Source organism: Ferrigenium sp. UT5, assembly GCF_045866295.1.
Lineage (GTDB): Bacteria > Pseudomonadota > Gammaproteobacteria > Burkholderiales > Gallionellaceae > Sideroxyarcus.
Map to the genome: position 1 here is coordinate 130548 of NZ_BAAFRY010000001.1, position 14290 is coordinate 144837.

Annotated in this window: 11 protein-coding genes; all 11 read left to right on the plus strand. The window is 60.9% G+C overall.

Annotated features, from left to right (window positions below):
* Positions 1 to 196 precede the first annotated feature (196 nt).
* The 11 genes from rimO to ACKTSJ_RS00720 all read left to right on the plus strand — a co-directional run bounded on the left by rimO (position 197) and on the right by ACKTSJ_RS00720 (position 14288).
* Positions 197 to 1513, plus strand: coding sequence for a 30S ribosomal protein S12 methylthiotransferase RimO (gene rimO / locus ACKTSJ_RS00670; RefSeq protein WP_407896372.1), 1317 nt, complete (start codon positions 197 to 199; stop codon positions 1511 to 1513).
* A gap of 135 nt (positions 1514 to 1648) precedes the next feature.
* The gene (locus tag ACKTSJ_RS00675; RefSeq protein ID WP_407896374.1) at positions 1649 to 2575 is read left to right on the plus strand and encodes a bifunctional riboflavin kinase/FAD synthetase; all 927 of its coding nucleotides are present in this window, start codon (positions 1649 to 1651) and stop codon (positions 2573 to 2575) included.
* Between the two features lie 35 nt (positions 2576 to 2610).
* Positions 2611 to 2736: a hypothetical protein gene (locus ACKTSJ_RS00680; protein ID WP_407896375.1), complete on the plus strand. Its 126-nt coding sequence runs from the start codon at positions 2611 to 2613 to the stop codon at positions 2734 to 2736.
* Positions 2733 to 5543 carry an isoleucine--tRNA ligase gene (ileS, locus tag ACKTSJ_RS00685; RefSeq protein ID WP_407896377.1) on the plus strand — a complete coding sequence of 937 codons (2811 nt, stop codon included), beginning with the start codon at positions 2733 to 2735 and terminating at the stop codon, positions 5541 to 5543. Before ACKTSJ_RS00680 ends, ileS begins: the two co-directional genes overlap by 4 nt.
* Before the next feature lie 267 nt (positions 5544 to 5810).
* Positions 5811 to 6284, plus strand: a complete 474-nt coding sequence (gene lspA / locus ACKTSJ_RS00690; RefSeq protein ID WP_407896379.1) for a signal peptidase II — start codon at positions 5811 to 5813, stop codon at positions 6282 to 6284.
* Entirely contained in the window at positions 6265 to 7188 is a 924-nt protein-coding gene (gene ispH, locus ACKTSJ_RS00695) for a 4-hydroxy-3-methylbut-2-enyl diphosphate reductase (protein WP_407896381.1), read from the plus strand. Before lspA ends, ispH begins: the two co-directional genes overlap by 20 nt.
* Positions 7189 to 7307: 119 nt before the next feature.
* The gene (locus ACKTSJ_RS00700) at positions 7308 to 7799 is read left to right on the plus strand and encodes a GspH/FimT family pseudopilin (RefSeq protein ID WP_407896383.1); all 492 of its coding nucleotides are present in this window, start codon (positions 7308 to 7310) and stop codon (positions 7797 to 7799) included.
* A 9-nt stretch (positions 7800 to 7808) separates the two neighbouring features.
* Positions 7809 to 8336 carry a type IV pilus modification protein PilV gene (gene pilV, locus ACKTSJ_RS00705; RefSeq protein ID WP_407896385.1) on the plus strand — a complete coding sequence of 176 codons (528 nt, stop codon included), beginning with the start codon at positions 7809 to 7811 and terminating at the stop codon, positions 8334 to 8336.
* Between the two features lie 19 nt (positions 8337 to 8355).
* Complete coding sequence (locus tag ACKTSJ_RS00710; RefSeq protein ID WP_407896387.1) at positions 8356 to 9348, plus strand: PilW family protein; 993 nt, start codon at positions 8356 to 8358, stop codon at positions 9346 to 9348.
* Between the two features lie 10 nt (positions 9349 to 9358).
* Entirely contained in the window at positions 9359 to 9880 is a 522-nt protein-coding gene (locus ACKTSJ_RS00715; RefSeq protein WP_407896389.1) for a PilX N-terminal domain-containing pilus assembly protein, read from the plus strand.
* Positions 9881 to 9893: 13 nt separating this feature from the next.
* The gene (locus ACKTSJ_RS00720; RefSeq protein ID WP_407896391.1) at positions 9894 to 14288 is read left to right on the plus strand and encodes a PilC/PilY family type IV pilus protein; all 4395 of its coding nucleotides are present in this window, start codon (positions 9894 to 9896) and stop codon (positions 14286 to 14288) included.
* The last annotated feature ends 2 nt before the right edge of the window (positions 14289 to 14290 follow it).

Here is a 14290-nt window from a genome sequence, read left to right on the forward strand (position 1 = left end):
TCGGAGTAGAACCTCGCCGCTTTTTTCCGTCAAGTTTTGCGCGTTTGCGTAAAACCAACGGCAACTCCTTATCGGCCGGTCTGGCGAATACTTGAGGCCTTATTCTGAAAAATTTACCCGTGGTTGCAGCGTTTCTCGGCACGGTATAATCCGCGCCCGCTTTCATCACTGGTCCCGCTTGCGCGGGTTTCGTTCCATGCATCCTGCTTCTCCCAAGATCGGTTTCGTCTCGCTGGGGTGTCCCAAGGCGACCGTCGATTCCGAGCACATCCTCACCCGCATGCGTGCGGAAGGTTACGAAATCTCGCCCAGTTACCAGGAAGCCGATCTGGTGGTGGTCAACACCTGCGGCTTCATCGACAGCGCCGTGGCGGAATCGCTGGACGCCATCGGCGAAGCCTTGCAGGAGAACGGCCGCGTCATCGTTACCGGCTGCCTCGGCGCCAAGGGCGACATCGTGCAGCAGACGCATCCCAAGGTGCTCGCCGTGACCGGCCCGCACGAGACCGACGCGGTGATGAACGCGGTGCACCTGCATCTGCCGAAATTGCACGACCCTTACACCGACCTGGTGCCGCCGCAGGGCGTGCGCCTGACGCCGCAACACTTCGCCTATCTGAAGATCTCCGAAGGCTGCAACCACCGCTGCACCTTTTGCATCATCCCGTCCCTGCGCGGCGACCTGGTCAGCCGTCCGGTGCACGAAGTCATGCAGGAAGCGGAAAAGCTGGTCGAGTCCGGCGTCAAGGAACTACTGGTCATCTCACAGGACACCTCGGCTTACGGCGTGGACATGAAATATCGCACCGGCTTCTGGAACGGCCGCCCGCTGAAGACGCGCATGACCGACCTGGCCGGCGCGCTGGGCAGCCTCGGTGTATGGACGCGCCTGCATTATGTTTATCCCTATCCGAGCGTGGATGAGGCCATCCCGCTGATGGCAGAGGGGAAAATCCTGCCTTACCTCGACATCCCGTTCCAGCACGCCAACGAGCGCATCCTGAAACTGATGAAGCGTCCGGCCAGCAGCGAGAACGTGCTGAAGCGCATCCGGCAATGGCGGGAGACCTGCCCGGAGATCGTGTTGCGCAGCACCTTCATCGTCGGCTTTCCCGGCGAGACGGAAGAGGAATTCGAAGAACTGCTCGACTTCATCGAAGAGGCGCAACTGGACCGCGTCGGTGCCTTCAAATACTCGCCGGTGGAGGGCGCCGCCTCGAATGCATTGCCCGACCACGTCGATTCCGAGGAGCAGGAAGATCGCCTCGCGCGCCTGATGTATCTGCAGGAAGAGATCAGCGCCGCCAAGCTGGCGAAAAAAGTCGGCCAGACCCTAACCGTGCTGGTGGACGATGTGGACGAGGAAGGCTCGGTCGCGCGCAGTGCCGCCGATGCGCCGGAGATCGACGGGCTGGTTTATATCAACGGCGAAGACCTGGCAGTGGGCGAATTCGTCACGGTGAGGATCACCGACTCGGACGAGCATGATCTGTGGGGCGAGGTTGTCAGGTGATGTAGGTCTGGATTTATCCCGACAACGCCGGTTCATTTTCACGATACCCGTCGGACTAAAGTCCGACCCACAAAACCATCGTCGTGCTCTGTGGGTCGGGTTTTAACCCAACAAGAAATGTATAATCCGCGCCTTATGCAAATCCTGCGCGACTTCCATTCCGACACGCTTCAGCCCTGTGCCGTCACCATCGGCAATTTCGACGGGGTGCACCGCGGCCACCAGTCGCTGCTGCAAGAGTTGCAACAGGCGGCGCAAGCGCGCGGGGTGCAGACCGCCGTCGTTACTTTTGAGCCGCACCCGCGCGAATTTTTTACCCCGCAGCAGGCGCCGGTACGACTGACCAGCTTGCGCGAGAAGCTGGAGCTGTTCCGCGCGCTGGGGGTGGACCGGGTGCATGTGTGCCGCTTCGACGCGGGTTTCGCGCGCATGACCGCCGACGAATTCATCCATGCCCTGCAAGACCGGGTGCACGCCAAGTTCGTGCTGATCGGTGACGATTTTCGTTTCGGCAGCGGACGCAGTGGTGACTTTGCGCTGATGCAGCATATCGGCACGCGGCGCGGTTTCGAAGTTGCGGCAGTGCACAGTGTGCTGCACGACGGGGTGCGCATTTCCAGCACCGCCATTCGCGCCGCCCTGGCGGAGGGCAGGCTGGATCTGGCGCGCGACTATCTCGGGCGCCCGTACAGCATCAGCGGGCGTGTGGTGCACGGCGACGGCCTGGGACGCACGCTCGGTTTCCCCACCGCCAACGTGCAGATGAAACACAATCTGCCGCCGCTCAAGGGGATCTATGTGGTGGAGGCGCATTCGGACGGGGTCGGGGTGTTGCAGGGCGTCGCCAGTCTGGGGGTGCGGCCGACGGTGCGCCACGATGCGCGGCACGTGCTGGAAGTGCACCTGTTCGAATTTTCGCAACAGATTTACGGCAAACATCTGCGCGTGGAATTTCTGCACAAACTGCGCGACGAAGCGCGCTACCCGAATCTGGAAGCGCTGACGCGGCAGATCGCGCTGGATGTCAATAATGCAAAGCAGTGGTTTGCCGAACATGAGTGAATGTGGTCGTCATTCCGGCGTAGGCCGGAATCCAGGTGATTAAACAATCCCGCGAAGCGGGACAAAACCCGACTGCATTTTTGATAAATGCGCTGGATTCCGGCTTTCGCCGGAATGACGTGGCGGAAATTTTGAATGAGTTGTTGTTGAGAAAAATATGAGCGAAGACAAAAAGCAATATCCGCTGAATCTGCCCGACACGAGCTTCCCGATGCGCGGCGACCTGGCCAAACGCGAGCCGCAGATGCTGGCGCACTGGCAGGCGCAACAGCGCTACCGGCGCCTGCGCAAGGCGGCGCAAGGACGCCCGCAGTTCATCCTGCACGACGGCCCGCCCTACGCGAACGGTGACATCCACATCGGCCATGCGGTGAACAAAATCCTCAAGGACATCATCATCAAGAGCAAGACCCTGTCCGGCTTCGACGCGCCTTACGTGCCGGGCTGGGATTGCCACGGCCTGCCGATCGAGTTGCAGGTGGAGAAGCAACACGGCAAGGCGATTCCGGCCTCCCGATTCCGCGAACTGTGCCGCGAATATGCAAAGCAGCAGGTGGAACGCCAGAAGAAGGATTTCATCCGTCTCGGCGTGCTGGGCGATTGGGACCAGCCTTACCTGACCATGGATTTTCAGACCGAGGCCGACATCATCCGCGCGCTCGGAAAAATTCAGGAACAGGGTTATCTGTACCAGGGGCGCAAGCCGGTGAACTGGTGTCTGGACTGCCAGAGCGCGCTGGCCGAGGCCGAGGTCGAATACGAGGACAAGGTGTCGGCTGCGGTGGATGTGGCGTTCGAGGTCAAGGATACCGGGGCTGTGGGGCGCGCGTTCGGCGTGTCGCTGCCCGGCAATGCCAAGGTGTATGCGGTGATCTGGACCACCACGCCGTGGACCCTGCCGGCGAACGAGGCGGTGAGCGTGCATCCCGCACTGGTGTATGACCTGGTGCGCACCGACAAGGGTTATCTGATCCTGGCGGCCGATCTGGCGGCGGCGTGTCTCGAGCGCTATGGTCTTGCCGGCAGCAATGACCGGGGCGACGGCAGGGCCGCCTGTTGCCATGGCGCGGTGCTGGAAAACCTGCCCCTGCAACATCCGTTCTACGACCGCATCGTGCCCGTCATCTGCGGCGAGCATGTCACGCTGGAAGCCGGTACCGGGCTGGTGCACACCGCCCCGGCGCACGGCGTGGACGACTATGTGGTGGGGCAGAAGTACAGTTTGCCGGTGAACAATCCGGTGGGCGATGACGGCAAGTTCATTTCCACCACGCCGCCGGTGGGCGAGACGCCGCTGGCCGGGGTGTTCGTATGGAAAGCCAACGACATCGTGCTGCAAGCGCTGGCGGCCAGCGGGCATTTGCTGCACCAGGAAAAGGTGACACACAGTTACCCGCATTGCTGGCGGCACAAGACGCCGATCATCTTCCGCGCCACGCCGCAGTGGTTCATCGGCATGGAGCAGGGCGGGGAGGGCGCGACGCTGCGCGATCTGGCAAATGATGCGGTGGCGCATACCCAATTTTTCCCGGCCTGGGGGCGCGCGCGGCTGGAGGCGATGATCCGTAACCGCCCCGACTGGTGCGTGTCGCGCCAGCGCAACTGGGGCGTGCCGATGCCGTTCTTCGTGCACAAGGAGACCTTGCAACTGCACCCGCGCACGCCGGAATTGCTGGAACAGATCGCGAAACGGGTCGAGCAATCCGGAATCGAAGCCTGGTTCTCTTTGGAGAGTGCCGAATTGCTGGGCGAGGATGCGGCGCACTACCGCAAGCTGACCGACACGCTGGACGTGTGGTTCGATTCCGGCGCGACGCATTACGCGGTGCTGGCGAAACGCGACGGGCTGCGTTCGCCCGCCGACCTCTATCTGGAAGGCTCCGACCAGCATCGGGGCTGGTTCCAGTCGAGCCTGCTCACCGGTTGTGCCATCAACGGTCGCGCGCCGTATGACGCGCTGCTGACGCACGGTTTTGTGGTGGACGGCAACGGCCACAAGATGTCGAAGTCGAAAGGGAACGTGATCGCGCCGCAGAAGATTCTCGACACCCTGGGCGCGGACATCCTGCGCCTGTGGACGGCTTCGACCGACTATTCCGGCGAACTGACGATCTCGGACGAAATCCTGAAGCGCGTGGTGGAAGGCTACCGCCGCATCCGCAATACCCTGCGCTTTTTGCTGGCCAACGTGAGCGATTTCGACGCCGAACGCGATGCGTTGCCGGTCGCGGAATGGCTGGAGATCGACCGCTATGCGCTGGGGCTGACGCAGCAGTTGCAGGACGGGATGTGCGCCGATTACGCGCGCTACGAATTCCACTTTGCGGTGCAAAAACTGCTGGGCTTCTGCTCGGAAGACCTGGGCGGGTTCTATCTGGACATCCTGAAAGACCGTCTCTATACCGCCGGCGCGCATTCAAAAGCGCGGCGCTCGGCACAGAACGCGCTGTATCACATCAACCAGGCGTTGGCGCGCCTGATCGCGCCCATCCTCTCGTTCACCGGCGAGGAAGTCTGGGCCACCCTGCGCGGCAACGAGGAAGCGAGCGTGTTCGAGGAAGTGTGGTACGCGCTGCCGGATGCGGGCCTGGACGGCGCAACCGTGAGTGTCTGGTGGGCTATCCGCGCCGTGCGCGAACAGGTGAACAAAAAACTGGAAGAACAGCGCGCGGCGGGCGCCATCGGTTCGGCTTTGCAGGCGGAAGTCGATGTGTATGCGCCGCGGGAAACGTTCGAATTGCTGTCCCGGCTGGGCGACGACCTGCGTCTGGTGCTGATCACCTCGCGCGCCAACGTGCACCTGCATGACGGCGAACTGGAAATCAGGGTGACCCCTTCCGCGCACCCGAAATGCGGGCGCTGCTGGCATTACCGCGCGGATGTCGGTGCCGATGCCGGCCATCCCACGCTGTGCGGGCGCTGTGTCAGCAATTTGTTCGGCGCGGGCGAGCCACGGAAATATGCCTAAGTTCATGCCATTCCGGCGCGGATGTGCAGGTCGTGTTTCGACCCGACGTTTTTTTGTCGGGTTGAAACCCGACCCACAGGGAAACGAGAGGCGTTTGTGGGTCGGACTTCAGTCCGACAGGGGCATCAAAAACGATCCGCGGGCAACGACGGGGGGTTTGTGGGTCGTACTTCAGTCCGACAAGGGGGTCAGGAACGATCGGGATTTTGTCGGGTTGAAACCCGACCCACAGGGCGGTACAAGAATGACGATGGCCGGAGCTGAAGCATGACCCGGTGGTTGAGCATCTCCCTGATCGTCATCGTCCTCGACCAGTTGAGCAAGACGGCGATCGGCCATCACTTCGTCTATGGCGAAGTCCTCGCCGTTACCCCGTTCTTCAATCTGGTGCTGGCACACAACACCGGCGCAGCATTCAGTTTTCTGCACGATGCCGGCGGCATGCAGCGCTGGCTGTTTTCCGGTATTGCCGTCGTCGCATCGGTCTGGATCGCGTGGTTGCTGCGCAAACATCAGGCGGAAACATTATTCAGCTTCGCGCTGGCATTCATCCTCGGCGGCGCATTGGGCAATCTGCTCGACCGCATTGTTTACGGCTACGTGGTGGACTTTCTGGATTTCCACTGGGCGGGTTACCACTTTGCCGCATTCAACGTCGCAGATGCGGCGATTACCTGTGGTGCGGCGCTGCTGATTCTGGATAGTTTCAAGGGGAAAAGACATGCAAATTCTGCTGGCTAATCCGCGCGGTTTCTGCGCCGGTGTCGATCGTGCGATCGAGATTGTCGAGCGTGCCCTGGCGCTGCACGGCGCGCCGATCTACGTGCGGCACGAAGTGGTGCACAACACGTTTGTGGTGGAGGGCTTGAAAGCCAAGGGCGCAATCTTCATCGAGGACTTGCGTGAAGTGCCGGATGGCAGCATCCTGATCTTCAGTGCTCACGGCGTGCCGCAGGCGGTACGACACGAAGCCGAAGCGCGCAACCTCACCGTGTTCGACGCCACCTGTCCGCTGGTGACCAAGGTGCATATCGAAGTCTCGCGCATGCGCGGACAGGGCAGGGAGATCGTGATGATCGGCCACAAGGGTCACCCGGAAGTGGAAGGCACCATGGGGCAAAGCGAGGGCGGCATGTATCTGGTCGAATCGCCCGCCGATGTGGGGAAGTTGCAGGTGACAGACGAGCAGAACCTGGCTTACGTGACGCAGACCACGCTGTCGGTGGACGACGCCAGCGCCATCATCGCCGCGCTGAAGACGCGCTTTCCGTTCATCACCGGTCCGAAGAAAGATGACATCTGCTATGCCACGCAGAACCGGCAGGATGCGGTGCGGGCACTGGCGCAGCAATGCGATCTGGTCATCGTGGTCGGCTCGCCCAACAGTTCCAATTCCAACCGCCTGCGCGAAGTGGCGCAAAATCTGGGCGTGCCTGCCTATCTGGTGGATAACGCCGGCGAACTCAAACCGGAATGGCTGCAAGGCAAACAGCGGGTGGGCCTCAGTGCCGGCGCTTCCGCGCCCGAGATACTGGTCAGTGAAGTGATCGCCCGCCTGCGCGAACTGGGCGCGGATGAGGTGCGCGAGCTGGACGGGATAGAGGAGAACGTGGCGTTCCCGATCCCGAAGGCGTTGGCTAATTGATTGTTGCCCTAACTTAACCGTTTATCCGTCCAATCTGCCGCCTGTCCGCCAAATCTTGCATTTCCAGATTTCAGGTTCAATACTGCATGCCAATTCCACTGCCTCGAAAGGGCGGATACATGAAACCGGATGCAACATGCAAAGTGCAACGCGGCGTCACGCTGGCTGAACTGCTGATCGTGATTGCGATTGCCGCGATTCTGGCGGCGCTGGCTGGCCCGTCGTTCACGGACTTCATCAATCGTACCCGGTTGAATTCGCAAGTCAGCCAGCTCGTGAGCGATCTCAATCGTGCGCGCAGCGAGTCGATCAAGCGCAACACGGCTGTGCTGTTGTGTGTGCGCGCCGACGATGCGACGTGCGGCAACACGACCGATTGGCAGAATGGCTGGCTGGTGTGCGTGGACGTGGGTAGTACCGCCTGCACGACACCGGTCGCGGTTCATGCGCCCTTGCCGGCCACGCTGACGTTGACAGGTCCGGCGAACGGGATCCAGTTCAGGCCAAATGGCAGCAGTGGATTGGGTGCTGCCACCCTGACCGCAGGCGGCACCGGACTGGACAACAAGATTATCCAGGTCAGTGTGACAGGCAACATATCCAGGCCGTAGGGGATGAACATGGAACTTCACTCGACAACAATCAGGCCCCATATTTCCCAGCAGGGTTTTTCCATGATCGAGATTCTGATTACCCTGGTCATCATCGCCACGGCGCTGCTCGGGACTGCGGGCTTGCAGTTGTATGCGATGAAAGTGGGCAAGAACAGCGAATTCCGCACCCAAGCCGTTTTTCTCTCCTCCGACCTGGCAGAACGGATGGAAGCCAACAAGCCGGCGGCGATCACAGGCGACTATGCGGCCAGCAGCGTATCTGCGGCCAGTGCGGTGGCGGATTGTGCCGTGAACGCCTGTGATGCCGCCAGCCTGGCGCAGTACGACTTGAGTCAATGGGAGACGGCCGTGGTGAATCGGCTGCCGGGGGCGAGCTGGAATGTCACGCCAACTCTGACCAACACACCGCCCACAGTGACGGCGACTTACCGGATCCAGATCAGTTGGACCGATCGTGATTCCGCCGTGCCGTTTTCCTATACCTTTGACCGTGTCCTGCACTATTGCCCGCCTGCGGTGGCAGGCTGTACTTGAGAGACTGGGATAGCAGATCATGAAACAAATAACACTCAAACCGACTACCTTTCCGGCGCGAACGGTGCAGGGTTTCAGTCTGATCGAGCTGATGATCTCGATTGCCATCGGCTTGATGATCATTGCCGGGCTGGTCGGCGTGGTGACCAGCAATACGCGCAACAGCCAGACCAACGACAAGACCGCCGAGTTGCAGGAAAACGGCCGTTACGCCATGACCCACTTGCAAACACAACTGCGCCATGCGGATTTTCGCGGCTACACCTGGGTCGCGCCCAATCCTTCGACGGTCAGTGTGACCAATGAATGTCTGGCAGGCGGTGCAGGGCCGGGGACTTTCGTCAACAAGATCAGCCAGGGCGTATGGGGAGCGAATGACAGCAATCCTTTTGCTGCCAACTGTTTGTCCAGCGGTTATGTTCAGGGCGATGTGCTGGTGATACGCCGGGTGGCCACGGCGGCGTTGACCAGCGGCCCATTGGTGCCCAACAACGTGTATTTCCGCTCGACCTTTACCAAAGGCGAAATGTTCAAGGCCGCAGCCAGTGCGGTGGCCACCACGGGTGATCCGCAAAACGTGGATGGCACGCCCTTCGGTGAGCCGCTGGCTGATTTTCTGGTGCAGCAATACGTTTATTACATCGGACAGGGGGATTGTGCAGGCGGCGGGGATACCGGCCAGAGCGCATTGTGCCGGCTTGCCTTGCAGGGGGATGCTTTCGTCAAGGAACTGGTGGTGAATGGCATCGAACAACTGCAAGTAGAGTATGGGCGTACCCCATTCGCCAGCAACACCACGCAGTACTACCCTGCCGATCAGATCACTTCCGATGCGGACTGGGAAGATGTCAGTTCGGTCCGCATCAGCTTGTTGTCGAAGAATTCGAAACCCGAGCCGGGTTACGTCAACAGCACCCCTTACAGCCTGGGGGATTGGAGCAACACTTTCAACGACGGTTTCCGCCGCCAACTGTTCACCGCCACCGTGCAGGTGCGCAACTTCCATGAGTAAGGAATACGCCATGATCGTTCAGGCTCAACGCGGCTCAACTTTGGTGATCAGCATGATCATGCTGGTCGTGCTGATGTTGTTGGGGGTCATGGCGATGACCACCTCGGATACCGCCTATAAACTGGCAGGCAACCTGCAGTTCGAAAACAACGCCTTGAGCAATGCCGAAGCCGCTTTGAGTGATGCCGAAAATGCTTTGAAAATCGCTGCGATCGATATCAACAATGCGGATTTTTCGGCAGCCTCCTCGGTGACCGCAGCGCCGAGCGGGCTTTATCCAAAAGGGGCGAACCTTGATCCGTTCGGCATGGCCTGGGATGGCACTGACTCGGTGGGAACAACTACGCAACGCCGCATCGTGCAGCTGATGTCAACGGATGCCGTGCAAATTGGCGAGAACTATGTGGCGGGGGTTCCGCAGAGCACCGCCTGCAACAAGGTCAATACCTATGTCATCACCGCGCGCGGCAGCAGCGCGCGCGGGAGCAGCAAGCTGGTCAGGTCTTATTACAGCGTGTTAACCGCGTGTTGACGGGAGGTTCATCATGAGCGCAATAAACAAGCCGGTGGTTAAACAAATCCAGTCCGTGTCATGGCCGGCCATGATCCTGCTGGCCGGGATCGCCGCGAATGTCGCCTACGCGATCAGCTCGGCCAGCACAGCTTTCGTGCCACAGGATCAGCCGGTCGGCTATGTGGCGCAGGACGATGTGACCAATTTCAGCCTGACTTCCGGCAATGAACGGATATTCCGTCCTGATTACGAGCGCGAATTCTGGAGCGGGAATCTGTTTGCCTATCCGGTTGATTCCGGCGGCAACATCAATTTCTCGGCCGAACCCTGGGTCGGCGGTGCGGCGGCACAACTGGCGTTGCAAAACTGGGATAGCGGCCGTTTCATCGCCACGCGCAATGCGGCCTCGCCTTCCGCGGCCATTCCTTTTCGCTATGCCAACCTGTCGGCCTCGCAGCAGAGTTATTTCCCGACCAGCACGATCAACATCACCAGCTTCAACGGCGACCAGATCGTGAATTTTCTGCGCGGTGACCGCAGCAACGAAAGTCCGGCCGGCATGCGCAATCGTTCTGCCGAGGCGGATGGCACCGGCGGCCCGACCTTGGGCGATATCATTCACTCCCGCCCGTTCTATGTTGCAGATGCCACCAATCCCACAATCTTTGTCGGGGCCAATGACGGCATGCTGCACGCCATCAACGCCACGACGGGCGCGGAGCGCTGGGCATATATCCCTTCCATGTTGCTGAACAAGATGGCGAAGCTGGCACATCCCTACGGCGGCCTGACCAATCCGCACGACTATTTTGTGGATGGGCGGATCAATATTCGCAGCATCGATATTTCCGGCACGCCGACCCGTATTCTGGCGGGGAGCCTGGGGGCGGGCGGGCGCGGTCTGTATGCGCTGAATATCGAGGGCAGCAGCGGGCTCGCGGCAAGCAGCGAGTCTGACGTGGTGGGCAAGGCGCTGTGGGAGATCGACGGCACGACCGGTAAACTGAACAATGCGACGCCGACGGTCAGCACGGCCTATAACAACCTGGGTTTTACCTACGGGGCGCAGGCCATTGCCAAGGTCAATGCGGGCGGCGTGGACGCGATCATTGCGGGGAACGGTTACAACAACAATCCGCTGGGGGATTATCAGGCTTACCTGTACGTGATCAATGCCGCCAGCGGCCAATTGATCGCCAGGATTCAGGCGGGAAGCGGCGGCAGTGCAGCCAGCCCGAATGGCATCTTCAGCGTCGCGCCGATCGACATCAATCGGGACGGCAAGATCGATCGCGTCTATGCCGGCGACCTCAAGGGCACGATGTGGAAATTCGATCTGACCAATGCCTCGGCGGCCAGCTGGAGCGTGAGTGCCCTGCACACCACTTCGCCGGCCCAGCCGATCACCTCAACACCCGGGGTGGCGCTGCATCCCAGCGGTGGATTCATGGTGACCTTCGGCACTGGCGCCATGCTGGATACCGCCGATACCACGGATAGCACGGTGCACTATGTCTATGGCATCTGGGATGGCGCGCCGGTCGCCAATACCACTCTGATGACCTCAAATCTGGAAGAGCGAAATTATGTGGATGGCAGCACGGGCGCGACCACGCGCGTGCGGCGCAGCCTCAACATCCAGACCCCAAACTGGGCGAGCGGGGGGGATAAAGGTTGGGTCGTCGCGCTGCCTGCCGGGGAAAAACTGGTGGGCGAGGGCAGTTTCATTGCCAGCGGGCGCTTCTATTTCACCAGCCACAATCCTACCGTTTCGACGTTGTCGGGCGCCTCTTCCGTGACGGCGGTGGCTGTGACCGCTGGCGGATCGGGTTACACCACGGCGACCGTCAATTTCTCCGGGGGCGGTGGCAGCGGCGCGAGTGCCACGGCAACTTTAAGTGGCGGCGTCATCACCGGCATCAAGGTGGTTTCGTCCGGTACCGGCTATACCTCGGCGCCGACGGTTACCATCACCGGCAACGGCAGCGGCGCGACCGCCACGGCCAGCTTGAGTTCGGGCACCACCGTGCGGGGGGAGAACTGGCTGATGGAGCTGGATTTTCTGACCGGCGGCAGCAAGGATTCCCCCTTCCTCGATCTGGACAACAACCAGATCCTGAACAATGGCGACCGCATCCAGTACATCGCCAGCGACACGCTTCCGGGGGGCGCTGCCGTGGGCGACCCGATTCCCGGGACAGATGGCATTCCGGTCGGGAAATTCCTTTCTTACGGCGTGATGTCGCAACCGATTCTGGTGCAGTTGCAGACCCTCAACACGACGTTCTTCAACCGCAACGCCGATGCCATCTTCCCGGTAAACGAAATCACCTTCGGCGTGACCGGCGGCCACTTCGACGTGGATATCTTCTACAACGGCAGCACGGGGAATCTGTGTACGACACAGACCGGGGTGAATGTACCGGCCGCCAAGGCAACTGCGTTCATCACCGTCGGCACGGATGGCCAAACGCCCTATCTGCCCGCAACGCTTGGGGCGATCACGGTGGATGGCGTCACCGTGATTCCGGCGCAAACCATCGTCAACCTTCCCGACGGTGCGGACACCAACGCCAACGCCGCCACCCTGAAGAATGCGGTGGCAGGGGGTTACACCGCGACAGTGGTGGGCAATGTGATCCAGCTCACCGCGCCTGTTGCGGGCACTAGCTACAATGGCAAAGTGATCGTCGTGGGGGATGGTACCTCGTCGCCGGGTTCGCCCGGCACGCCCGGCACGCCGGCGGTACCCGCGACCTATCCGACCGGGCTGATCACATTCAGTGGCGGCAAGACTCAAGATGTAAGTCCGAGTAGCAAGATCAAAGCCGATTTGAGCAGTGGCACGGCCAGCATCATGGTGGGCACGCTTATCGCCAAAGCAACGGATATTTCGATAGGCAGAAATAAGGATGCAATATCTTCCGCAGCCGCCATTGTGAGTGCCATCGGCACCTCCGGCACGATCAAGGCTTACGTGGGGGGCAGCAGCATCACCCCGACCTGCGCCGCCATGGATAACAAATCGGTGTGTCTGGTGGATACTTCGACCTATGTCAACGGGGCATCGGTCGCGGTGGGGACACAGACTCTGGCTGGCACACAGACCTTCACGGTCACGGCGACTGCGGGAGGTACGCCCGGCAGTGCGGCCGTACCCGGTACTCCCGCCACCGGCTGGAGCAATTTCAAGCCGGCGTTGACGGTAACGACCTTCAGCGGGGGCGCGGCGGCGTTGAGCAATGTCACCGTAACCAAGAGTTGCAGTTCGAAGAACGGCAATTCGGATGCCCACGTGCACCAGTACGATGACAAGTACGACCGCACCGGGGTGGATATGCTGAATCCGAGCAGCGGTACGGCGCACAAGCTGTCCCAGGCGATCACCTCGACGGCCACCAAGTACAAGGTGCTGATCCATAACCAGTACCTCAACCCGGCGGTGAAGTTCCACATCGGCGATGCCACCTATGAACCCAGCCTCGATGTCGGCTATCACAAGAAAGGCGATGGCGGCTATTACGATCAACTGATCGCGCCCACGCTGGATGTGGCCACACTGCCGACCTATAACGGCACCTCCAATGTGACCGGCACGTCCGGAACCGGCTTCCAGCCGATCGGCAGCCTGGTGTTCAACATGCCGACGGATGCCTTGAGTGCCAAGGACTGGTGGGGCAATGGCGATGTGCGGGTCGGCTTGCACCCGATCAATCCGGGTTGCGGCGGACGTGATGGTTCGACCACCGACGGCAATATGTACCAGCCGATCATTCCGCCCGCCAACGGGGTGGATGGACCCGGCATCAACGGCTGGTCGGCCTCCACGGTTTCCCTCAACTCGGTCGGGGTGCGTCATGGCGGCGCGCTGACCATCCAGCTCATCAAGGACACCACGCCGAACAGCGCGCTCGAACTGAACGACCCGCTGGGGCGTCCCGAATATGGCTGGCGCGTCAAGAGTGCGGATCACGCGGCTTATGTCCTGGTCGAATACACAACCTACTGGCACCATCCGGATAACGGCTGTTATGGTGCTGCAGGCTGGACCAAGACGCCTGCTGCGGACAATGGCAGCAGTTCGCCGACCACGCCTGCAGCCGGCTCGACCGACCCGAAGCTGGGGGATCTCTCCGGCACCAGCGGGGCGACCGTGACCAGCGTGGCGCGCAACGTGCTGGGCGATGTCATCACCACCGTTATCACTTTCAGCAACGGGGCGCAGGCGACCATCACCCGTACCCTGTTGACCGGTGGGGATGGGCGTAAAACGATTACGACCGTGACCTGCGATGCGGACGGAAATTGCGTAACGGATGTCGTGCATGAAGATTCGGCGGATTCGAACATTGTCAACGGCGGTGACGAACGCGGCACGCGCGCGCATACCGGACGTGTTTCCTGGCATGAGTTGCGCAACGATTGAGA